Origin of the sequence: Peribacillus huizhouensis (assembly GCF_014138605.1) — a bacterium.
Classification (GTDB): Bacteria; Bacillota; Bacilli; order Bacillales; family DSM-1321; genus Peribacillus; species Peribacillus huizhouensis.
The window spans coordinates 83,766-107,436 of sequence record NZ_JACJHX010000003.1; the positions used below are offsets into that span (position 1 = coordinate 83,766).

Genomic DNA, 23,671 nt, shown 5'->3' on the forward strand with positions numbered 1-23,671 from the left:
ATTTCTAAGGGAATTCTAAGATTCTTTTACATAATCTTTAAACTTGAGACGTTAAGATATAACTAACAAATATGCAGGAGGTTTTAAACGATGAAATTAGCAGCAACGGTATTAACTGGAGTTTTAGTTGTAGGTGGATTAGGAGTGGGTGCTTATGCAATGGCAGCAAACCAACCGTCGACTAAAACTATGAATATAGTATCTAAAACAATTAGTAAAGATAAAGCAAAAGAAATAGCTTTAGGCGTATCTAAAGGTGGTCAAGTAACGGAGATTCATTTAGATCAAGATCACGGAAGAAAAGAATATGAAGTAGAGATTCTCAATCAAGATACAGAATATGACGTGGATATTGATGCAACGACAGGAAAAGTATTAGAAGTAGAAAAAGATGATCGGGATAACGCTGATATTGATGAAGAAGGTATAAGAACACTTCAAAACGAATCGCCAACAATTTCAGAAGAAAGTGCAAAGGAAACGGCGTTACAAAGTGTGAAGGGGACTGTAACTAAAACAGAATTGGGTAACGATCATAATCGATTAGTCTACGAATTTGAACTTATGACAGATAGCGGCAATAAAGCAGAGGTTAAAGTAGATGCAACTACTGGAAAAGTAATAAAAGTTGAAATTGATGGAGATATAGGCGCACTTCAAAATGTATCGTCAAGCATTTCAGTAGAAGATGCAAAGAAAACAGCGTTACAAAGAGTCAAAGGGACTGTAACTAAAACAGAATTAGATGGCGATGACCAACGTATCGTTTACGAATTTACAATAATTACTGATAACGGGCGTGAAGTAGAAGTAAAAGTAGATGCAACAAGTGGACAAGTTTTAAAAGTTGAATTTGATGATTAAATGATCCATGTGTATTCTAACCTAAATCATTTAAGGGAATATTAAAGAGATAGAATATAGAAGGGCTTCATATGCGCCGGACAAAATGCACGAATGCCATTAGTTTTCTAAGAACTATACTAGGAGATATTTGTTGAAGGTATCATCCTCAACAAGAGGGGATACCATAAGAATAGAAAAAATTTATCCTCCCAAAAGGGGGTGTCTCAAAGCAGGGGCAGACCCTTTTGAGACACCCTCTTTTTAGAGGATATGGCTTCGTTATATTAGTAATAAGAAACCTCGTTATTACAAGTTAGGGAGAACTTTCTTCGCTCCTAAGAAGATCCAAGTACTGAGTATGAAAGGCATTGTTAAGGATGGAAGTCCATAAGGTAATAGCCAGGTTGTTACACTTGCTGTGATAGGTACTGTTAAGCAAGCTGCGCTGATTCCTGATATGGTCGCAATATGTTTTCGATTTTGATTAAATACTAAAGCTACAGCTAAACTGGTTAAAATGGCATTATAGCCATAAAGACCCATGAAAATTAAGGAATGTTCTCCGCCTAGTACATATGATGTGAGCAAAGCAACGGCATTGCCTAAAATGGCAAAGAGACCAAATTTCCAACTAGCCCAAAATACGGCGATAAATAATAGGGCACCACAATAGGGATTATCCAGGAAAAAAACTTGTCCAATTCCAGTAAAGGTTCCTTCCAACCAATTTACCTTTCCTGCTGTATTTAGTTCCCAATGTGCTAAATCTTGAGGCACTAATGACGCACTTAATTGGATTGCCTCAAGTCGATAAGAAACAAGTAGCGTAAACCAAGTCACGATAATAAAGGGTAGTGTAAGAATTGGGATTCCTGTGTTTTTCATAAAGTGCATCATGGCGGCAGTTAAAATAGCTGCCACAGCTGCTCCAATTAAAACGAAAATCCATTGATTGGCTCCGGTTAATAACAATGTTAGTGCAAGCCCTGTTAGCACGGAATTATATCCAAATAAACCTTGATTCACACTATCCTCATCGGCCCCTCCCAATTTACCAATCAAGGTACCTATGATAGCGGATATTAAAGCAATCAATCCCAAATAATACGAATAAATTGTAAGGGATAGTAGAATGATTAATCCAGTAATGACATTCTCAATCAAGATAACTTGAGAAATTCCTTTCAATGATGCTGACATTAACGAAAGAAACTTTCCCTCTGTTAAAGTAGCATTTTTGTTTTTTGGCATAATACTCACCTCTCGTTGGAATTTTTGAACATTTTAAATCCACTTGAATCTTGTTCATAAATTTTTAAGAAAAACCATTATCCTCTGACACATAATATGACTCTATTATGTTCAAAAATATTAATTCAAGAGAGGGCTAATGTAAAAAAGTACTCACCTACATAAAACCGATAGTTAAATCACATTTTATTAAAGGATTTTCCCGAGCCTTTATTATAATACCAGAATAATAATCTAGCAGTCTTCCATTTGAAAAGATTTCTATATATAAAAATCTTCCATATTTCTTCGATACCTCCTTACAAAAGTCCATAATTTTTTCAAATAAATGATCAATAAAAGCACAAGCGTCTACAGAGAAGAATCGCTGAGATCTTATACTTGTATAGTACTTGAACGTTCCTTCTTCCTTCACACTCTAATGCGCTGTTGCTTGTGCGAGACATTAAAATATATAAAAAAATATATGAAACTTGATATATATATAAATTATGATATATTATTGCATCAAGGGAATCAAACATTGTATTCTTGCAAAAATACTAAAAATAGACAATAAACGACAGAAAAATCAGGTAATTTTCGAATATTTTACTTTTTAAAACCAAGAATGTATGTTATTTGGTTTTTATTTCATTTGAAAATATAGTAAAAAAGATGGAAATCTAAGGGTTTCAACAATGAGAACACAGAATTATCGGACAATATCATTAAGAATGTTCGATTCCCTTTTTTTACATCAGAACAAAAGTAGGCCTTTATTAAGGGGGTATTTTCCCTGGAATGAGTCGCTACATAATATCAAGGAGGTTTTACTATGAAATTATTACCACGTGAGATCGACAAGCTCATGATTGTGGTGGCAGGAGATCTTGCCAAGAAACGGAAAGATAGAGGATTGAAATTAAATCACCCAGAGTCTGTAGCACTTATCACATATGAAGTGCTAGAAGGTGCTAGAGATGGAAAAACCGTGGCAGAATTGATGGAATATGGTGCAACGATTTTGTCACGTGAAGATGTGATGGAAGGTATTCCAGAGATGATTCATGATATTCAAGTAGAAGCAACTTTTCCAGATGGAACAAAACTAGTAACGGTTCATAATCCAATTCGTTAAAAAGGAGGCATCATTTCATGATACCTGGACAATACATTGTAAAAGAAGAAGACATTATTATCAATGAAGGTAAAGCGATAAATACGATTTCAGTCATCAATACGGGAGATCGCCCAGTTCAAATTGGATCACATTTCCATTTTTATGAAGTGAACGAGGCTCTTCAATTTAATCGTGAGGAAGCATTTGGAAAACGCTTGAACATACCTGCAGGTGCTGCGGTTCGTTTTGAACCTGGCGATGAAAAAGAAGTAGAATTGCTTTCTTTTGCTGGGGAACAACGTGTATATGGATTTAACAATAAAGTTGATGGATCTGTTCAAGGAGGATGCAAGTAATGAGCTACAAAATGTCAAGACAACAATATTCACAAATGTACGGTCCGACTACAGGGGACTCTATTCGTTTAGCAGATACAGATTTATTCATTCAAATTGAGAAAGATTATACAACGTATGGAGAAGAAGTCGTGTTTGGCGGCGGAAAAGTAATTCGTGATGGGATGGGACAACATCCTCTTGCGACTCGCAAAGATGATAATGTTCCAGATATCGTCATTACAAATGCGGTTATCCTTGATTATACAGGGATTGTGAAAGCAGACATTGCCATCCGTGACGGAAAAATTGCCGCAATCGGGAAAGCGGGAAATCCTTTAGTACAAGATAATGTGGATATTGTGATCGGTGCATCTACAGAAATCATCGCTGGCGAAGGCTTGATTGTAACAGCTGGTGCGATTGATACCCATGTTCACTTTATTAATCCAGCACAAATTGAAACGGCATTAGCTGCTGGTACGACAACATTAATTGGTGGTGGAACAGGTCCAGCTGCTGGGTCAAAAGCGACAACGGTAACTCCTGGGGAATGGAATATTCATCGCATGCTTCTTGCTGCAGAAGGAATGCCAATCAATGTTGGGTTTACAAGTAAAGGACAAGCTGCATCTGAAGAACCACTGATCGAACAAGTAAAAGCAGGTGCAATTGGCTTAAAAGTACACGAAGACTGGGGAGCAACAGCTTCAGCTCTTGACTATGCATTACGTGTAGCAGATAAATATGATGTTCAAGTAGCAGTTCATGCTGATACGTTGAATGAAGGTGGCTTCATGGAAACGACGATGGCTGCCATTAAAGATCGAGTGATTCACATGTACCATACAGAAGGTGCGGGTGGTGGACATGCGCCAGATTTAATTAAATCAGCAGGCTATAATAATATTCTGCCATCTTCAACGAACCCAACTTTACCATTTACTGTAAATACAGTTGATGAGCATTTAGATATGTTAATGGTTTGTCATCATTTAAATCCATCGATTCCAGAAGATCTTGCGTTTGCTGATTCACGAATTCGCCGTGAAACGATCGCAGCTGAAGATATTCTTCATGATATGGGTGTCATTAGTATGGTTAGCTCAGATTCACAAGCGATGGGTCGAGTTGGCGAGGTTGTTTTACGCACATGGCAAACAGCAGACAAAATGAAAAAACAACGCGGAGTTTTAGAAGGTGATAGTGAATTTTCTGATAATAACCGTGCAAAACGATTTGTAGCTAAATATACAATCAACCCTGCCATCACACATGGTATTTCTGAATATGTTGGGTCAATTGAAGTTGGGAAAATCGCCGATTTAGTTCTTTGGTCTCCAGCATTTTTCGGTGTGAAACCTGAAATGATCCTGAAAAATGGTTTTGCGGTAGAAAGCTTAATGGGAGATGCGAATGCATCTATTCCGACACCTGAGCCAATGATTTACCGTCCAATGTATGCACAAGTTGGCAAAGCTTTATCAAAAAGTTCAATCACGTTTATTTCTCAAGCGGCTTTTGATGATAAAGTTCATGAAAAACTTGGTTTGGAAAAATTGATTCTTCCAGTTCGCGGTATCCGTAACTTAACGAAAAAAGATATGAAACATAATTCTGAAACTCCTAAGATCACTGTTGATCCACAAACATACGAAGTAACAGTGGACGGGGAGCCTATTACATGTGAACCTGTTGATACTGTACCAATGGGACAAAGATATTTCCTATTCTGAGGTGAAAGCATTGATTATCGAACAAATTGTTACGAATATTGAACAAATGGCAACAGAAGAAATAGACAAACGTCATAAAGAGAAAGTCTATCTTGAAAGTGCCGATTTAGTGAAACGAATTCAAAGAGTGACAACGGATCATGGCACGGAAATAGGGATTCGATTAAAGAATCCTCGTGATCTTGTTGCAGGTGATGTTTTATTTATGGACGATAAAAATATGATTATCATCGATGTTTTATCTGATGACTTATTAGTTATTAGCCCACGTACATTGAAAGAAATGGGAACAATTGCTCATCAATTAGGGAATCGCCATCTTCCAGCTCAATTTGAAGAAAATGAGATGCTCGTTCAATACGATTATTTAGTTGAGGAACTACTACAAGAGCTTCAAATTCCTTTCAAACGCGAAGATCGGAAAGTAAAACAGGCGTTTCGTCATATTGGACATAGCCATGAATCCTAATATTCTAGCATTATTCCAATTATGTGATTCAAACCTTCCGACAGGAGCGTTTAGTCATTCATATGGTTTGGAGACGTATATTCAAGAAGATCAAGTACATGATCAAGCTACATTTGCAAAATGGCTTCACGTATATTTACATGAGCAGCTCATCTATTCGGATGGGCTCGCTTCCCATCTCGTATATGAGGCACTTGAGAAGGAAGACTTCCAAACAGTTTGGAAGTTTGATCGAATGCTAACAGTTCAAAGCTTGCCGCGTGAAACGAGGGATGGTACCCAAAGAATGGGGGAGCGCATGTTAAGTCTTGTGGAAGCTCTGTATGATGTACCGGTCTTAACAGAATATAGAAAGCGAATTAAAGAGAAAAAATCGTTTGGACATTCAGCTATTGTTTTTACGATCATTGGGCATCATCTTGGTGTTCCTAAATCAACTACAACTCTCTATTATTTATATTCTGTTATTTCAAGCTTGATTCAAAATGCTGTTCGGGCCATTCCGCTAGGGCAGACTGCTGGTCAAAAAACGATTCAACAGTTTCAGAGTGAATTAGTGACCGCAACTGCAAAAATTGAAAATTTGGCTGAAGAGGACTTTGGTATTACTTCGCCAGGTTTAGAATTAGCGCAAATGAAACATGAACGTGTTAACATACGTATTTTTATGTCTTAATTATGAATTAAAGGAAGTGCATTACAATGGAACCAATTAAAATTGGTGTAGGTGGACCTGTTGGTGCAGGGAAAACAATGCTAGTAGAAAAGTTGACAAGACATTTTGCTGGTGAAATTAGCATGGCGGTTGTAACGAATGACATTTATACAAAAGAAGATGCGAAATTTTTAATGAATAATGGAGTACTGCCTGCTGATCGGATTATTGGTGTTGAAACAGGCGGCTGTCCTCATACAGCAATCCGTGAAGATGCATCGATGAACTTTGCGGCAATTGATGAATTAATAGAGAATCATCCAGACGTTGAACTGATTTTTGTTGAAAGTGGCGGCGATAACTTGGCAGCTACATTCAGTCCGGAACTTGTTGATTTCTCTATCTATATTATCGATGTAGCCCAAGGGGAAAAAATTCCCCGTAAAGGTGGACAAGGGATGATTAAATCTGATTTATTTATCATTAATAAAACGGATTTAGCTCCTTACGTTGGTGCAAGTTTAGAAGTAATGGAATCAGATACGAAAGTTTTCCGTGGGAATAAGCCATTTGTTTTCACGAATTTAAAAGATAATACAGGCCTTGATCAAGTGATGGATTGGATTAGGAAGAATGCACTTTTAAAAGGATTGGAATAAATGGAAAATTGGACAGGGACTTTGCGTTTAGATGTGGAAGAACGTCAAGGGAAGACCGTTGCTAAAAATGTGTATTTTCAAGGTGCATTGAAAGTGATGCGCCCTATATACCATGATAATTCTGGGCAAGCATGTTATTATATTTTGAACCCAGGCGGCGGTTATTTAGACGGGGATCGCTATAAACTGCAGTTTTCATTAAAAGAACAAGCCAAATTAACATTAACAACACAATCGGCTACAAAAGTTTATAAAACTCCTAATCAACATGCTTATCAGGAAACAGAATTTTTCTTGAAAAAAGGAAGTTATTTAGAATATATACCGGACCCGCTAATCATGTATCGCGATGCTCAATATGTACAGAAAAATGTGATTCGGATGGAAAAAGGCGCTACGCTTATTTATTCTGATATTCTTACACCAGGGTGGTCTCCTGATGGCGATCAATTCAGCTATGATCGACTTCGATTGTTGAATGAAATCTATATGGACGATGAGTTAGTGGTGTATGATCATATTAAAGTGAATCCAGCTGAACAAGATATGCAGTCAATCGGCTTTATGGAAGGATACACCCATTTAGGTTCAATGTTTGTCATTGGTGAACAAACAAACGCCGAATTGCTTGACAAATTGCATCATTTAATGGACCAAAACGAGCAAGATTATAAGTTTGGGCTCTCCATGCTATCGGTCAAAGGATTCTCTATCCGTGTGTTAGCGAACAAAACGCAAACGATAGAAAGAATATTTTCGGAATGCCATCAATTGATTAGTGAAGATTGGTTTAACACTAAACCAGCTTTTCTAAGGAAGTACTAATTTCTAGAATTCGGCAATCGTCAAGGTTGCCGAATTTTTATTAGAAATAATGCTTGTTTATCTAGGTGGGAAATGGATACTTTCTAAAAAAAGTTATACATGAACGTATTCCAATGAAAGAGCTTTATAGGTAAAATTTAGTTTCGTTCAAGATCTACTAACGATACTTACAGTAAAAAGAGTTGGGGAATCGGCAGTTTACACCCTTGTATTTGGCATAGCACGGTCAATAGGATGTGTTGTTAACAAGTACTGGGATTTTGTTTATGTTAGGCATGAAACGTATCTTAATGAATCGCACTCAGATTAACAACGGGTGTCATTCGTACTTTATTTGGTATATACTATATGTATAATTTAGGGATGCATGAAGGATTGATTAATCTCTAGATTAAAAAAAGGGATATTTGAATTGTGCAACATTAAGTTGCTCCTATTTATGGATGGGGGATATTTATGAATACTCTTGGATATGCAATTCTCAGTGCACTTGGTAGAAAACCATGCTCAGGATATGAATTAGTACAATATTTAGACGCAGTATGGCCTGCGAAACATAGTCAAATTTATCCTCGTTTATCCAAGATGGAACAGAACGGGCTTCTTGTATTTGAAGAAGTTGTACAAACTGGTAAACCGGATAAAAAGATATTTTCGATCACAGAAAAAGGAAGAGAAACGTTAGAAAAATGGGTCACGGAATCTCCATCTGATCCGATTATGCGAGATGAATTTCTCATAAAGATAAATTCTATTTGGTTGTCGGATGAGGAAAGTGCGAAAAAACTCATTCAGGATCGAATTTCGAATCTAGAACAAAAAGTTGCTTATCGAGCTGATACAATAGCAGAGTTGGAACAAAAGCATCGAGAAAATACGATGTCTAAGCATTTTGGTCGCTATCTTCTCTTTAATCGACGGAACATGATGGACAAAGAGGAGATTTCATGGTGTGAATGGGTTCTGAATTTACTGGAGAAAACAAACTTTAACATAAGCAAACTTATGTTATGGTTGATAGGTGCTGGAAAACTTAATCTAGTCATTCAAAATATGATGGCAGTCAGTGAAATCTGATAATCCAATAGTTAATTGAATCCAAACTGCTAATTTTGGGACAGTCTGCTTTTATTAACGATATGAACGAATCCAATTACCATAATGCTAACTCAAAAATCAAATAGCAAGGGTGATGCAATCGTGTATTTGGACCAAAGCCAAGTGTCTATAGAAGTCTTGGCTGCGTGTATGTTGAAAATTTTTATCAAATGAATCCTTTGATCTGCTCAAGTTACTGTTTTAGCGATCAAGGGTTTTTTTTTGAAAAAATTTTTAGACGATGCTACTTTTTTTGTTTTTGCTCTTATAAAGAGAGTGACAATATAAAAAGGAGCGAGAATAATGGAAAAATTAAACTTTGAAACCATTAAACATTATCAATCTTTCAAGACAATTGAGGAAATGGATCAATCCGTTCGAGGATTTTTGTATAAGCACAAAGCTGAATTATCAGAAGGCACCAACAAAGTCTTAACCTTCATTTGGAGACATTCCGTGAAGGTTATTGGTGTGAGTTTTGCTAAATATGACTATATTGCCAAAAACGTTCAGCTATGTCGAAGGACAGTCATTCGTGCCATTAAAAAGCTAGAGCAGTTAGGAATTATTAAAAAAATTCCGACAGCGAAAATGAATGGTAAACAAGGTGTGAATATCATAATAATCCAATCTTTTCAACAACTAGATGATTTGAAAAATAATGTGTCACCCCAGGTTGTCACTGCACCTGTCACTCCTAATAAAACAGGGAATAAACAAAGCTCACTCTGTGAGAAACAATTAAAACCTACTAACGTAACAGAGAAAAGGAATCAATTTGATCAGGCTGATGAGAGTACTACTCAAGAATTAGACGAGAGCTTTCTGCCAGAATCCGTTCACAAAGAATTTGTCCAAGCTGCCAAGCCTTTTTTGGAAGCGTTAGCGATCTATAAGCTTTGGAATCGAGTGCTTATTGCCTATAAAAAAATCAATCTCGAACGCCCGTTAGAAGATTTGATAGAAGAAGTCGTCAGTGCCTTTAAACAAACGATTTTTGCCAAACAAATAGGGAAAATTCACTCAACGTTTGAAGGTTATTTTTATAGTGTACTCTATGCAAAATGGATTGTAGAAAAAAGGAATGAAAACAGACATTTGCTGTATGATTTTTTGGAAGAAAATGTAGGAAGTTAAGCAGACATCAAGATTAACTGAACTAGGGATTCTAAAAAAATAGGTTGGGGGATATTCAATACTTATGATTCACTTTATCATTTTTCCAAGTCGAGCTAATGGTATAGCGGCGGTATAAAGCTACCTTATCTTCCGTGTTCTAGACGATTGATCAGTTGCATCCTTTTTTAGCTCTAGTCTATATTGCAGAGTAGGGGCCAATTACTAAGATATTAGCTATTTTTGACCAATTGGGCTTGGCTAAGAATGAAAAGTGGGTATTAAACCTTGCTCCGTCATAAAGTTGCGGAATAATCTATTTTGAATTGCGGTTAATCGAGCAATAATAAAACAATTTAAAAACCTATATAATGAAATAAAACCCACATTCTTTTTTTATTTTAAACTCGAAACAGCATATATAATTGTTGTATAATATATGCTAGTAATGAGTCATAAACTTCTATTAGTGTGGTTCGTCTACAATAGGAAAACGTAACGAACATCTTATCGTTTTTTTGTATAAATGTTAAAGAAGTAGCTTATTTCATACTTATAATTTTGGATAGATTCAATACGGAAAGAGAGTGTTCATTATGGGCCGTAAGTGGAACAATATTAAAGAAAAAAAAGCATCAAAGGATGCAAATACAAGTCGTATATATGCAAAGTTTGGGCGTGAAATTTATGTAGTAGCCAAGCAAGGCGAGCCGGATCCAGAATCTAATCAGGCTTTAAAAGTTGTACTCGAACGTGCAAAAACGTACAACGTACCAAAAGCGATCATTGACCGTGCGATTGAAAAAGCCAAAGGTGGTTCAGATGAAAGCTATGACGAACTTCGTTATGAAGGCTTTGGACCTAACGGCTCAATGGTAATTGTCGATGCACTGACAAATAACGTGAACCGTACTGCATCAGATGTTCGTGCTGCATTTGGTAAAAACGGAGGTAATATGGGAGTCAGCGGTTCTGTAGCCTATATGTTTGATGCAACAGCTGTCTTCGGCCTTGAAGGGAAAACAGCAGATGAAGTTCTTGAATTATTAATGGAAGCTGATGTAGACGTACGAGACATCGTAGAAGAAGATGAATCGGTTATCATTTATGCGGAACCTGATCAGTTTCATGCTGTACAAGAAGCATTGAAGAATGTTGGGATCACTGAATTCACAGTTGCAGAACTAACGATGCTGGCACAAAATGACTTAACACTAGAAGCAGACGCACAAGCGCAATTTGAAAAAATGATTGATGCGTTAGAAGATTTAGAAGACGTTCAGCAAGTCTACCATAATGTAGATTTAGGTGAATGATATATGAAAGCAGAGGCTGTCCCATAATGAAAGGTTCAGACCCCACATCTATTCAAAACCGTTAAACGGTGTATAGAATGTGAGGTCAAAACCTTTTTGGGACGTCCTCTGCTTATTTTATTTGAAGGCTATGTTAAAGCTCATTGTTGATTTTGACTCTATGTTAATTGGAGCGGAATGCGAGAGGCTCACGCGGAAAGCGAAAGCTTCTCGTTGCAATCAACTGGCAAGTTTAACAGAGCCAATTTGAGAATACTTTAATGGATAGACCTCGTTTTCAATACATGGTAAATATTGCTGAGCTCTAACCCTTTAAATGTTAGTGTAGCTTTTACATGCCTCTTTAGTAATCCTCAATTAGCCAATCAAAAACGTACAACAATGCCACTAATCTCCCGGTTTGAAAACATGCTACGAAATTAAATTTTTACACATATTTTACAATTTTTTACCTCATGTTAATGTTGCCAGCTTGGTACCAAGTTAGGATGAAACTAGGCAATCGATATGAATGGGGGAGAGGTAGAATGAAGGTTGAATTACATTGTCATACGACTATTTCAGATGGGTCTTGTTCATTCGAAGAGGTATTGGAACTTGCGGCAAAGGAAAGAATTAGTCATTTAGCGATTACGAATCATGATACAACGTATGGTTTGCTAGAGATGGTAGACAAGGGAAATAAAGCAGGGATAGAAATCATCCCTGGTATTGAAGTTTCAGGATATGATTTTGCAAGGGGCAGACGTGTGCATCTATTAGGCTATTATGTGGATTATGGACATAAGGCGCTATTAGAGCTCTGTCAGCCATTGATCGAACAGAGGCATGCAGCATCTGAAGAAATGGTCAAGCGGTTAATCTATTCTGGTTATGAAATAACTTGGAGTCAGGTTTGTAAGTATAAGGGAGGATCCGGAGTTTATAAACAACATATTATGCTGGCATTAATGGAAGCAGGCTATACGGATTCAATCTTTGGTGATTTGTATAAGCGGCTTTTCAGTCGTGGGCAAAATGGCGAAGAGCCAGGGATTGCTTTCCTTCCCATGGAGTATGTGGATGCAAGTCTTGCTGTGAAAGCGATACGTGAGGCTGGCGGTGTTCCGGTTCTTGCTCATCCTGGACAATATGATAGCTATGAAATCATTCCGGATCTTATCAAGGCAGGACTTGAAGGAATTGAAGTTCTTCATCCGCATCACAGTCGTGCGGAAGAACAAATAGCAATTCAATATGCAGAAAAATACAATCTAATCATGACTGGTGGTTCAGATTTTCATGGGGAGTATGGGGATAAACCTGCAAGGCTCGGCAGTAAAAGCCCTGGGATTGAATGTGTGGATGCCCTAAAATTAAAGAAACAGAGCACAATTAAATTATGAAAAAAATTGAAGCACTCATGAAAAAATAACGTATTCTAACTCACTCTTTGCTCATCAATTTTTACGAGGATGTACCAAAACTATGGTCTGACTTTACATCTCTTATATATCGTTTAACCGGTGTATAAAGTGTGGGGTCTGACTTTTTGGGACATCCTCAATTTTCTTTACAAAAATGTAATGATAGCTTCATAATCTCTCCTTACACTAGCACTAATAAGAAAATTGCCTTAGGTGTACATAAAGGAGGAGTGTCTGGTGACAGAAAAAGTCGTTTTAGTGGATCATTTGATTTCTGAAATAAAAAAGGGCGCGTTTCAATCCAATAAAAAATTACCTTCAGAGCATGTATTAGCTGATCAATTTAAAGTTCCAAGAATGGTTGTAAGAAAGGCATACGAACAGCTTCAAGATCTAGGTTATATCTATTCAAAGCAAGGTAAGGGCAGTTATGTCCAAGATAGTAAGATACAAATTCCATTAATTCTTTCTGGAGACGTAAGCTTCACTGAGAAAATGAAAGAATTACACTTTCCGTTTCAAACAATTACGATTTTTTGCGAGGAAGTTCCTTTTGATCAGAAGATTTTTCAAAGCTTGAATGTTGGAAATGATGAGAAGGTATTTAAAATTGGCAGGTTGAGACTAATCGACGAACTTCCTATTGCTCTTCATACTTCTTTTGTAGCACAGACGATTTTTCCTGAGATTGAAAAGGATGGCCCGAATATTTCCTCTATGTTTCTATATTATAAGCAGCGTGGCTTTTTAGAATTTGGTTCCAACAGTAGCACGCTAAATGTGATTTTCCCCACTCCAAATGAAAGAGAGATTTTACAGTGTTCCAATTTAGTGCCACTTTTACAAGTAGAATCAGAATGTGTGGATAAAAATAGTGGTCAAGTTCTTGAGCATACGGTCATTATATATCGCAGCGATTATTTTACCTATGTTATCTAAAAAGTAGATACCTTTATTATATGGCTTTTACAAATTTTATACATAGATTTACTCTTTCTTAACGTACGTTCACTTGGCAACAAGATACATTGTAGATGTAGCAAGAAACTAAAAACATTTGGAGGCCGATTGAATGAAAAGAAAGGAAAGAACAGAGATTTTGATTCAAGGCTCTTCTACCATTGCGAAAGATTTTGCCAAGGAAATTGAAATGAGATATACAGTAACCGTCATTCAACAGCCTGAGAATGGACTTGTCTTATTAAAAGCAAGAGAAACGGCTAAGAAGAGTTTATTTTATCTCGGTGAAATATTAGTGACGGAATGTAAAGTCCAAATTTACGATTCAATCGGAATTGGCATCGTGAAGGGACATCAGGAAGAGCTGGCTTACTGTCTAGCTGTCATTGATGCTGCTTATCAGGCGGATTTATTAGAAACGAGAGTGTGGTCACATATATTGGAAAAAGAGAAAGAGAATATACAGAAAAATCGTCAAGAGTTACAACAATCGATCTTAAGAACAAAAGTAAGCTTTGAAACGATGGACGTTCAATAAGGGGGGATAACGATGAAATTAGATGTAGTTCATGATCTTCAGACAGTATATAGGAAACTAGTAGATGCGACTTCAAGACCTGGGAAAGTCATGGATTTGCAGAAGGAAGTTGAAGTTTTGGATGTTCAAACGAACTGTTTATCTGCAACGATACTATTTGCACTAACGGTCCTTGATCCAGAAGTTACGTTTAAAGTTATTACCAAGCAGGAAGAGGCAGTGTCGAGAATGATTAATCAGCTTACTTATTCAAAATCTGTTGATGTATCAGACGCTGACTTCATCTTTATTTTAGAGGACGCGCTACACGAGGAAATGGAAGACGCAATGAATCAAGCGAAGGTCGGAAGCTTATCAAATCCACATGAATCAGCCATGATTATTTTAGAAGTTTCAGATGTAACGAAAGGGAAGCCTGTGAAACTTTCAGGACCTGGGATTCAAGGGGAAACCGATCTAAATATGCAAAATGTCTCAAACTGGATGGAGATGAGAAATGAAAAAAACGTAGAGTTTCCTTTGGGAATTGATATGTATTTCGTGGATCACCAGCATCAATTACTTGCTATTCCGAGAACTACGCAAATTAAAGAAAATGGGTGGGAGATTAAATGGGATATGTAGCAGTAAAGGGCGGAACACAGGCCATTGAAGAATCCATCAAACGCTTAAAGTATGAGAGACTGCAAAAAGGGACCGTTTTAGATGTACATACGATTGAAGATGGTATGAGAGGGTTAATAGATCAGGTCATGTCAGAAAGCAGTTTATATGATCAATCTTTGGCTGCAATAGCCATTAAACAAGCGGAGGGGAACCCAGAAGAAGCGGTATTTCTCTTAAGAGCTTATCGATCCACTTTGCCAAGAAAACATGTTTCACGAATTATCAGTTCCGAAGATATGCAAGTTGAGCGGAGGATTTCTGCTAGCTTTAAAGATATACCTGGTGGACAGATCTTAGGTGCTACGACCGATTACACACACAGGTTACTAGATTGGGAATTAGAGAAGGAAACGGAAGAAAGCATTCAGGATTGGTTACATGCCTATCATGCTGAGAATCGATTAACTGAATATGATCAAAAGCAGATGAGTGAGTTATCCAATTTACCAAAAGTTTTGGACTATTTAAGAAGTGAAGGGTTACTACAAAGCTGTGAAAACAATGATCTTAACCCTGAAGATGTAACAAGGAAAAGTCTAGAGTTTCCTTCGAAACGAAGTGAACGGCTGCAAATACTAACAAGAGGTCAGACAGGTGCCGTCACGTCACTAGCCTATGCTGTCATACGTGGATATGGTGCTCTACATCCAACAGTAGGAGAGTTGCGGGTAGGTCAACTTCCGGTTTATCTCGATCACCCACTTGACATAGGCCAAGAGGAAGATAGCTATTATATCGGCGATTTTCAAGCGACAGAGGTGGAAATGCTCATGCCGGTAACAGTCGAGAAAGAACGCGGAAAGAAAGAAATGGAGTTTGAAATTGGCTATGGACTCTGTTTTGGACAAAATGAAACAAAAGCAATTGCGATAGGTATTTTAGATAATTGCTTAGAAAATCCGAATACTGATTTCCCGAGTCAAAATGAAGAATTTGTTCTTTATCATATCGATTCAGTTGAATCGACGGGTTTCATTTCTCATTTGAAGATGCCTCATTATGTTACATTTCAATCCAAGCTTGATAGTATCCGGAAGACGAAAGAGAAGGCAAGTGTTGGAGCGGTAGGAGGTGGTAATGAATGAATAAATCGTATAATTTTGCATTCTTTGATGAAGGTTCGAAACGGGAAATTAGAAGGGCAACCTTAAAAGCGATTGCGATCCCCGGTTACCAAGTACCCTTTGCTTCTAGGGAAATGCCAATTGGCCGTGGGTGGGGAACAGGTGGCTTACAGCTTACCCTATCATTAATTGGAAAAGAAGATGTTCTTAAAGTGATTGACCAAGGCTCCGATGAATCCGTGAATGCCGTTAATATTAAAAAGCTCGTGTCAGACACGACTGGGGTAAGGACGACGGACAGTACAAGAGAGGCAACGTTAATCCAGTCTAGACACCGGGTGCCTGAAGTGCCGCTTGAACAAGACCAGATTTTAATACTTCAAGTTCCGTTACCTGAACCTTTAAGAAGTTTTGAACCGAGCGAACATGAAACGAAAAAGCTTCATGCTGAGAGAGAGTATAGCGGAGCATGGCTGATGTTATTTGAACAAATTATGAAATATAAAACGATGGCGACAGATGCAGATCATCCAGTTATGGTTCACGATCGGTATGTCATGGCACCAAGTCCGATACCAAGATTTGATAATCCAAAACTTGACTATAGCGAAGCGCTCATTTTGTTAGGTGCCGGTAGGGAGAAGAAAGTATATGCAGTGCCTCCTTTCACAAAAGTAACGTCTTTAGCGTTCGATGATTATGAATTTGAGATAGAGTCCTTTACGAATCATGAGTGTATTCTCTGTGGTTCCAAAGACGTATTTTTGGATGAACTCGTTGATCAAGACACGGGAGCAACGTATTTCCAATGCAATGATACAAGTAATTGTCTTGATATAGTCAATCAAGAACAATCATTGGGGGTGAAATAAATGGCTGAACTTGAAGTACCGGTGTTATCCGTTAAACAATTGAACAAACAATTTGGAAATGGCTGTTCAACATGTGAAGACAGGGAATCAGGCGACATGGTCAAAAACTATTGTCGCGAATGCGGAACGGTTTATGCATGTCGTGATGTGACGTTTGATGTGTATCAAGGTGAAGTTCTTGGAATTGTAGGAGAGAGTGGTAGTGGAAAATCTACCTTAATGAAAAGTCTGTATTTTGATCAAGAAGTGACGAATGGTGAAATGTATGTGGCAGGCTTTGAGAATGGAACAAAGAATGTATTGAATGAGTCGGCACAGAAAAAAAGATATATTCGTAATCACCTAATGGGCAAGGTTTATCAAAATCCGATACTAGGATTGAAAATGAATTTCTCCTCGATCGGTAATATTGCTGAGAAGTTAATTTCAGCTGGAAACAGACATGTCGGCAGCATGGAAACAAGGGGTGCCAGTCTTCTCGAAGAAGTAAATATTCCGATTCACCGGATGAAAGAAGAGCCAAAGAACTTTTCCGGTGGGATGCAGCAACGGGTCCAAATAGCTAAAGCATTGTCGAACAATCCACCGATACTGCTTTTAGATGAGGTCACTACTGGTTTAGATTTATCGGTTCAAGCAAGTGTGTTGGATTTAATTAAAGGCCTGCAAAGAGAATTGAATATTAGCATTGTACTAGTTTCTCATGATTTGGGTGTAATCCGAATGCTTGCAGATCGTACACTCGTCATGTTGGAAGGAAGAGTCGTCGAGCAAGGTTTAACTGATCAAATACTTGAAGATCCGCAGCATCCTTACACACAGCAATTAGTCCATTCATTGTTGTAAAAGTAAATGTCTTAGAAAAATGGGGGAAGAAACATTGTTGCTGATTAAAAATGGAAAAATTATAACGGAAGATCTGATACTAGTAGACCATGATCTCTTAATTAAGGATGATGAAATTTATAGAATTGCCCCTGCAGGAGAGATAGAAATGAGTGCAGAGATGGAAGTGTTAGACGCTTTTGGTGGCTATATATCACCAGGTTTTATTGATCTCCACTCAGACTATATTGAACATATGACTGCACCGCGCCCTACTTCTTTAATGAATTTTCCAATGAGTTTAAGAGAAACAGAAAAGGAACTGGTCACTCATGGCATTACGACGATGTTTCACTCTCTCTCTCTTTATAAATCAACGGAATACTCGTATAAGCCAATTCGGGAGCCTGAGAATGTTAGAAAGCTCATTGACTTAATCGATCAAACACATACGATGAAACACTTAGTCCGACATCGGTTTCATGCCCGATATGAAATCGATAATCTCGATGATATTGATTGTTTAAAAGAATATGTGTCGGAAAAGAAAGTCCATTTAGTCTCATTCATGGACCATACACCTGGGCAAGGACAGTACAGACATTTAGAGATTTATCGAAACACGTTAAGAGGCTATAACGATTACAGTGATGAAGCGATTGATGGGATGATTCTTACTCATCAAACAAAAGAGAAGCTAACGATAGAAAGAATGAAAGAAATTGCGCTATTAGCGAGAGAAAATAATATTGCTGTTGCCTCGCATGATGATGATTCGATTGAAAAGCTTGAACTAGTTCAAAGCTTTGGAACGAATATTAGTGAGTTTCCCATCACGCTCGAAATTGCCCGTAAAGCACATGAATCAGGAATGCACACAATAGCAGGTGCACCAAATGTACTTTTGGGAGGTTCTCACAGCGGTAACTTAAGTGCTTCTGAAGCGATTCAAGATGGCAGCATTGATATATTATGTAGCGATTATTACCCAGCAGCCCTTCTTCATGCAGTGTTTGAATTAGTGAATAACTATGGAATGGACCTTGTTGATATGTTTAAGCTAGTCACCATTAATCCTGCCAAGGCAGTCAAAATGGATCATGAATTAGGGTCCATTCGTGAAGGGAAAAAGGCTGATTTACTTATTATCGAAAAAATTCCTGATGATTTCCCTGTGATAACAAGTGTTATCGTGGATGGTAAGCTGATTCAAAGGACGAATTATCGGCTATAAAATGAAACTTTTATCAGTTGTTTATTTCATCTCCCACTGATGGTTAGTTAAACGGGATAAATCACGACTTTAGAAAGCTGGTGGCAAAATGGACAACCTATTAGAGATTAAAGATTTGTCAAAATCCTTTATTTTACATAATCTAGGCAAGAATATTCAAGCGGTCAAAGATATTACGATTCAAATTAAAAAAGGTGAATTTATTGGCATTACAGGCAAGAGTGGCAGTGGGAAATCGACAATCTTAAAATCAATTTATGGTACTTATCGGCTTCAAGAAGGTAGTATTTGGTATGATTCAACCCACTATGGTCCCATTAATCTAGCAAAAGCGACAGAAAGGGAAATGATTTACTTGCGTAAGCATGAGATTGGCTATGTTTCTCAATTTTTAAATGTGATGCCAAGAACGACAGCAAGGCAGCTCGTAACTGAGGCAATCCTTGAAATGGGACAAACAAAAGAAATTGCTCATATGGAAACAGAGAAAATCCTTGACCATTTTGAATTGGGACGTGAGCTATGGGACAGCTACCCTGCAACTTTTTCAGGTGGAGAGAAGCTTAGATTAAATATTGCAAGAGCAATGGTGAAAAGACCACGGCTTCTCTTATTAGATGAACCAACAGCAAGTTTAGATCACGAATCGAAATGGAAAGTGAAGACTTTGCTTGAACAACTAATGAAAGAAGGAACGACTATGCTCGGTATTTTTCATGACTTAGAGTTTATGAATGGGCTAGTAAATAAAGAATATAGCATGAAGAATGGACAGTTTAGTCGCACTATTCAAAAAAATATAACAATTTCTTTATGAACTCTTAACCTAAAATTCAGCAAACTTCACAGTAGATTGATATTGTCCCTGTATTGTTAACACTGTAGTGATTGGTTTATGAAATTAAAAATTAAAAAAGGAGCTATATTATGAAAAAATCGATTATGTCTATTTTGATGTTAGTAATTATGGTACTTGTTGCAGGCTGTTCTTCAAGCAGTACATCAGGAGGCACGAAAGTAGAAGAAGATGATACATTAACAATTGCTTGGCTGCCAAATGAATCTGGGGAAGATTTAGGGGAAACTCGCGATGAGATCGGACGGATTTTGGAAGAAAGCACTGGAAAAAAGGTTGAACACAAAACTACTACAGATTATATCGTTGCAATCGAGGCAATTGCTAATGGAAATGCTGACTTAGCTTTCTTAGGAGCACAAGGCTATATTGAAGCAAATAATAAAAATGATAAAGTTCAAGCTTTAGTAGTTCCAAGTGGTGAATCAGGTACATTGGATGATGCGGTCTATTATAGTTGGTTAGCTGTTCAAAAAGAAAATGGAGATACATATAAAAATAACGACGAATATGTCATAGATAATATCCAAGGTAAAAAATTCTCATTCGTATCAAATAGCTCTACTTCTGGTTTTAAAGTACCTTCCACAGGAATCGTTGATTATTTCTCTCAACAAGATGAATACAAAGACTTAACGGCTGAAGATTTATTAGAGGGTGGCAAAGTCAAATTCTTTAGTGAAGTATTATATGGTGGTTCACATCAAGGATCTGCTGTGAATTTACTGTCTGGGAAAGTAGATGTAGCGGCGTTTTGTGACACATGTGTGAATAATTATGTAGAACTAGCTGATGGGGAAGAAAATAAAGCAGGTGCTGTATACAAGGTAAAGAAGGATGCAGCAGAACCATTTAATACAGTTGTAGATAAAGAGTTTTCACTCATTTCGGTAACTCCAGTATTGAATTCACCTTTCGTTGTAAATACGGAATTAGTTAGTGATGAAACGCGTGAAAAAATTCTTGAAACGTTAACTTCTGATGAAGTCGCAAATAATGAAAAGATATTTGTACCAGAGGACACAGAGTTTTCAGGTTTATTCAAAAAGAAAAGCGGGGATGAAGGTTTAATACAAGTTGAGGATGACTGGTTCAATCCAATTCGAGAATTGTCTAAATAATGTACCTATCATAATGCAAGAAAATCAGAAGGGGAGGTTAACACATGACGACGTTATTGGAAGTGAAAAATGTCTCCAAACAATTTGGAAAGGATACAAAAGCGTTATCCAATGTTACCTTCTCTGTGAAAGAAGGAGAGTTTGTTTCAGTAATCGGACCATCTGGAGCAGGAAAATCCACTCTTCTTCGGTGCATCAACAGGATGGTTGATGCATCTAGTGGAGAAATCATTTTTGACGATGCTTATGTACACCAATTAAATAAAAAGGAATTAAAGAAAGTACGGACGAAAATCGGCATGATTTTTCAACATTATAATCTCGTAAATCGACTAAGCGTGATTGAAAATACCTTGCATGGGCGCTTAGGCTATAAATCGACTTTGGCAGGCGCTCTTGGTCTGTATAGTGAGGATGAGAAGCTTCAGGCTGCTAGAATTCTCCAAATTCTAGGTCTTGAAGAGCAAATTTATAAAAGGTCTGATCAATTAAGTGGGGGTCAGAAGCAGCGTGTAGGCATTGCTAGGGCACTTATCCAAGATCCTAAATTGCTTTTATGTGATGAACCAATTGCCTCATTAGATCCGAATTCATCCAAGATTATCATGGATCACCTAAGGAATATTTGCACATCCATGGGAATTACAGTGGTAGTTAATCTACATCAAGTCGATGTGGCCTTAAAGTACTCGGATCGAATTATTGGGGTAAATAGTGGCAAAGTTGTTTTTGATGGGACTGCAAAGAGTATAACCTCGAATGATATCCACCAGATTTACGGTTCAGACGAAGGAAAGTTGATTTTTGATTTGGGAGGTTCCCATGTCAGCTGATGTTTTTGCTAAAAAGAGAAGAAATTCACTTCTATTGTTATTAATAGTAGGGGTTGCGACGATTGTTTCCATTATCATAACAGAATACAATATGGCAAAAGGTTTTACCTCTGTTCCTAAAGCTGTGCAATGGGCATTATCGAATTTTTATCCAACAAAAGATTCTTTGGCGAAGCTGCCAGATATTTTAGTAAAGCTAAAAGAAACTCTATTAATCTCGATTGCAGCAACGACAGTCGCCGCAGTATTAGCCTTTATATTTGCCGTCTTAGGTTCAAATACGACAAAAGTGAATCGTTTTTTCGGAAGTATTAGCCGAGGAATTGCAATTATTTTTAGAAATATTGATGTCTCGGTGTGGTCGATGGTTTTGTTATTTTCATTTGGACAAAGTTCCTTTACTGGTTATTTCGCTTTGTTTTTCGGATCTTTCGGTTTTTTAACAAGAGCCTTTATCGAGACGATTGATGAAGTAAGCGGTAGTTCCGTAGAAGCATTGCAAGCAACGGGTGCGAATTATCTGACTGTCATTTCCCAGTCTGTCATCCCTTCGACAATTCCGCAAATGATTAGTTGGGTTCTTTTCATGATTGAAACAAATATAAGAAATGCAACGCTAGTCGGACTACTTACAGGATCAGGTATTGGCTTTACTTTTAATCTGTATTATAAAAGTCTGAACTATGACATTGCTAGTCTTGTCGTCATCACGATCATTATCTCGATTTTATGTATCGAATTTATTTCAAATTATGTGAGGAGGGTGATTTTATAATGCAAGCAGAAGGTCCAATCAAAACATTCTCCTTACAAACAGACAAATTCTTAGATAACCAGTTACGTGAACGATTATCTAAAAAGCCCTTTAGCAAATCCTCAATCGCTATTAGAACATGTGGACTACTGCTCATATTTCTGACCATCTATGCATTTATTAGTTTTGACTATAAGGATGTTAACTTCATTGATGCACTCCTATTGACTTTGGATAACTTGGGGAAAATGTTCTTTGAGCCGCATTTGAAGCATTTTAGCTTTTCACATGCACTTTTCCAAGTGTTAGTTACATTAGGATTAGCCTTTTTAACGACAATATTCGGTGCTATCATTGCTTTACTATTAGGCCTTTTAGCAGCTGAAAATATCTCTTCTAAACCCTTATCAGTTGTGATAAAAGGAACGGTTGCCCTAATTAGAGCGGTACCAACCGTTCTATGGGTTCTAATTTTTGCAGTCGCCGCAGGATTAGGTAGTGTTGCAGCAGTAATTGGCATGACCTTTCACTCAATCAGCTATCTTGTAAAGGCTTATTCAGAATCCTTTGAAGAACTTGATAAAGGCGCGATTGAAGCATTGCAAGCAAGTGGGGCAAATTGGTGGCAAATTGTGTTCCAAGCTGTCATTCCATCATCGATTACTTATATGGTCTCATGGACATTCTTGCGTTTTGAGATTAATTTCGCAGTGGCAGTGGCGATGGGCGCAGCAGCTGGAGCAGGAGGAATTGGCTTCGATATGTTCATGGCAAGTGGATTTTACTTTGACTTGCGTGAAATCGGTGCAATCACTTATTTTATCCTAATCGTAGCAATCTGCCTTGAGATTTTCGCAACACGCATTAAAAAGAAGCTAAAAGTGCTGTCGTGATAAAGATGAAAGACTGGTTAGAGAGACATGTTGTTTCTCTAGTTGTAGCTTTGTAAAAAAGATTGATAAAAATCACCTCTTTAGTTTTTCTTAGAGGTGATTTTTAATTAGATATTTATGTTAAAAACGATGTGAAGTTTGTGTACTTAAACTAAACCAGCCAATAGTTTGTCAATATTTTTCATTAAAAACTTAAAATATTTCATGCTATACTAAATTTGTGCATGCCAAATAACCTTCC

25 protein-coding genes are annotated in these 23,671 nt (G+C 37.4%); 24 read left to right on the forward strand and 1 reads right to left on the reverse strand.

From position 1 onward, the window contains the following. Positions 1 to 90 precede the first annotated feature (90 nt). Positions 91 to 864: a PepSY domain-containing protein gene (locus HNP81_RS06065; RefSeq protein WP_182501942.1), complete on the forward strand. Its 774-nt coding sequence runs from the start codon at positions 91 to 93 to the stop codon at positions 862 to 864. 288 nt (positions 865 to 1,152) lie between these two features. On the opposite strand, the gene HNP81_RS06070 is transcribed toward HNP81_RS06065, so the two are convergent. After that, positions 1,153 to 2,097 (reverse strand): urea transporter, encoded by a 945-nt coding sequence (locus tag HNP81_RS06070; RefSeq protein ID WP_182501943.1) that lies wholly within the window; start codon positions 2,095 to 2,097, stop codon positions 1,153 to 1,155. An 817-nt stretch (positions 2,098 to 2,914) separates the two neighbouring features. Here HNP81_RS06070 and HNP81_RS06075 point away from each other — a divergent pair. The 23 genes from HNP81_RS06075 to HNP81_RS06185 all read left to right on the forward strand — a co-directional run bounded on the left by HNP81_RS06075 (position 2,915) and on the right by HNP81_RS06185 (position 23,430). Further along, a complete protein-coding gene (locus HNP81_RS06075; protein ID WP_028392544.1) occupies positions 2,915 to 3,217 on the forward strand; it encodes an urease subunit gamma in 303 nt (100 codons plus the stop codon). A 17-nt stretch (positions 3,218 to 3,234) separates the two neighbouring features. After that, positions 3,235 to 3,555: an urease subunit beta gene (gene ureB, locus HNP81_RS06080; protein WP_028392543.1), complete on the forward strand. Its 321-nt coding sequence runs from the start codon at positions 3,235 to 3,237 to the stop codon at positions 3,553 to 3,555. Next, complete coding sequence (gene ureC, locus HNP81_RS06085) at positions 3,555 to 5,270, forward strand: urease subunit alpha (RefSeq protein WP_182501944.1); 1,716 nt, start codon at positions 3,555 to 3,557, stop codon at positions 5,268 to 5,270. The genes ureB and ureC overlap by 1 nt, the downstream gene beginning before the upstream one ends. 10 nt (positions 5,271 to 5,280) lie before the next feature. After that, positions 5,281 to 5,739, forward strand: coding sequence for an urease accessory protein UreE (ureE, locus tag HNP81_RS06090; protein WP_028392541.1), 459 nt, complete (start codon positions 5,281 to 5,283; stop codon positions 5,737 to 5,739). After that, positions 5,729 to 6,415 carry an urease accessory protein UreF gene (locus tag HNP81_RS06095; RefSeq protein ID WP_028392540.1) on the forward strand — a complete coding sequence of 229 codons (687 nt, stop codon included), beginning with the start codon at positions 5,729 to 5,731 and terminating at the stop codon, positions 6,413 to 6,415. Before ureE ends, HNP81_RS06095 begins: the two co-directional genes overlap by 11 nt. A gap of 26 nt (positions 6,416 to 6,441) precedes the next feature. Next, complete coding sequence (gene ureG / locus HNP81_RS06100) at positions 6,442 to 7,053, forward strand: urease accessory protein UreG (protein WP_028392539.1); 612 nt, start codon at positions 6,442 to 6,444, stop codon at positions 7,051 to 7,053. Then, positions 7,054 to 7,878, forward strand: coding sequence for an urease accessory protein UreD (locus HNP81_RS06105; RefSeq protein ID WP_182501945.1), 825 nt, complete (start codon positions 7,054 to 7,056; stop codon positions 7,876 to 7,878). It abuts the gene before it with no gap. Between the two features lie 456 nt (positions 7,879 to 8,334). Next, positions 8,335 to 8,955, forward strand: a complete 621-nt coding sequence (locus tag HNP81_RS06110) for a PadR family transcriptional regulator (protein ID WP_051404997.1) — start codon at positions 8,335 to 8,337, stop codon at positions 8,953 to 8,955. 324 nt (positions 8,956 to 9,279) lie between these two features. Then, positions 9,280 to 10,113, forward strand: coding sequence for a helix-turn-helix domain-containing protein (locus HNP81_RS06115; RefSeq protein ID WP_182501946.1), 834 nt, complete (start codon positions 9,280 to 9,282; stop codon positions 10,111 to 10,113). Between the two features lie 575 nt (positions 10,114 to 10,688). Next, positions 10,689 to 11,408 (forward strand): YebC/PmpR family DNA-binding transcriptional regulator, encoded by a 720-nt coding sequence (locus HNP81_RS06120; protein WP_028392537.1) that lies wholly within the window; start codon positions 10,689 to 10,691, stop codon positions 11,406 to 11,408. Positions 11,409 to 11,935: 527 nt separating this feature from the next. Continuing rightward, positions 11,936 to 12,793 carry a PHP domain-containing protein gene (locus tag HNP81_RS06125; RefSeq protein WP_182501947.1) on the forward strand — a complete coding sequence of 286 codons (858 nt, stop codon included), beginning with the start codon at positions 11,936 to 11,938 and terminating at the stop codon, positions 12,791 to 12,793. 258 nt (positions 12,794 to 13,051) lie between these two features. Then, on the forward strand, positions 13,052 to 13,753 hold the full coding sequence (locus HNP81_RS06130) for a GntR family transcriptional regulator (protein ID WP_182501948.1): 702 nt from the start codon (positions 13,052 to 13,054) through the stop codon (positions 13,751 to 13,753). Between the two features lie 133 nt (positions 13,754 to 13,886). Continuing rightward, complete coding sequence (gene phnG / locus HNP81_RS06135) at positions 13,887 to 14,312, forward strand: phosphonate C-P lyase system protein PhnG (protein WP_182501949.1); 426 nt, start codon at positions 13,887 to 13,889, stop codon at positions 14,310 to 14,312. A gap of 12 nt (positions 14,313 to 14,324) precedes the next feature. Next, positions 14,325 to 14,936 (forward strand): phosphonate C-P lyase system protein PhnH, encoded by a 612-nt coding sequence (gene phnH / locus HNP81_RS06140; protein WP_182501950.1) that lies wholly within the window; start codon positions 14,325 to 14,327, stop codon positions 14,934 to 14,936. Continuing rightward, a complete protein-coding gene (locus HNP81_RS06145; RefSeq protein ID WP_182501951.1) occupies positions 14,924 to 16,063 on the forward strand; it encodes a carbon-phosphorus lyase complex subunit PhnI in 1,140 nt (379 codons plus the stop codon). Before phnH ends, HNP81_RS06145 begins: the two co-directional genes overlap by 13 nt. Continuing rightward, positions 16,060 to 16,914 carry an alpha-D-ribose 1-methylphosphonate 5-phosphate C-P-lyase PhnJ gene (locus HNP81_RS06150; RefSeq protein ID WP_182501952.1) on the forward strand — a complete coding sequence of 285 codons (855 nt, stop codon included), beginning with the start codon at positions 16,060 to 16,062 and terminating at the stop codon, positions 16,912 to 16,914. Before HNP81_RS06145 ends, HNP81_RS06150 begins: the two co-directional genes overlap by 4 nt. After that, a complete protein-coding gene (locus tag HNP81_RS06155) occupies positions 16,915 to 17,760 on the forward strand; it encodes an ATP-binding cassette domain-containing protein (protein WP_182501953.1) in 846 nt (281 codons plus the stop codon). A 34-nt stretch (positions 17,761 to 17,794) separates the two neighbouring features. Then, complete coding sequence (gene phnM, locus HNP81_RS06160) at positions 17,795 to 18,973, forward strand: phosphonate metabolism protein PhnM (RefSeq protein ID WP_182501954.1); 1,179 nt, start codon at positions 17,795 to 17,797, stop codon at positions 18,971 to 18,973. Between the two features lie 88 nt (positions 18,974 to 19,061). After that, on the forward strand, positions 19,062 to 19,790 hold the full coding sequence (locus HNP81_RS06165) for a phosphonate C-P lyase system protein PhnL (RefSeq protein WP_182501955.1): 729 nt from the start codon (positions 19,062 to 19,064) through the stop codon (positions 19,788 to 19,790). Positions 19,791 to 19,900: 110 nt separating this feature from the next. Next, positions 19,901 to 20,950, forward strand: coding sequence for a phosphate/phosphite/phosphonate ABC transporter substrate-binding protein (phnD, locus tag HNP81_RS06170; protein ID WP_182501956.1), 1,050 nt, complete (start codon positions 19,901 to 19,903; stop codon positions 20,948 to 20,950). Positions 20,951 to 20,994: 44 nt separating this feature from the next. Beyond that, on the forward strand, positions 20,995 to 21,783 hold the full coding sequence (gene phnC, locus HNP81_RS06175) for a phosphonate ABC transporter ATP-binding protein (RefSeq protein ID WP_182501957.1): 789 nt from the start codon (positions 20,995 to 20,997) through the stop codon (positions 21,781 to 21,783). Next, positions 21,773 to 22,558 (forward strand): PhnE/PtxC family ABC transporter permease, encoded by a 786-nt coding sequence (locus HNP81_RS06180; RefSeq protein ID WP_182501958.1) that lies wholly within the window; start codon positions 21,773 to 21,775, stop codon positions 22,556 to 22,558. The genes phnC and HNP81_RS06180 overlap by 11 nt, the downstream gene beginning before the upstream one ends. Next, entirely contained in the window at positions 22,558 to 23,430 is an 873-nt protein-coding gene (locus HNP81_RS06185; protein WP_182501959.1) for a PhnE/PtxC family ABC transporter permease, read from the forward strand. Before HNP81_RS06180 ends, HNP81_RS06185 begins: the two co-directional genes overlap by 1 nt. The last annotated feature ends 241 nt before the right edge of the window (positions 23,431 to 23,671 follow it).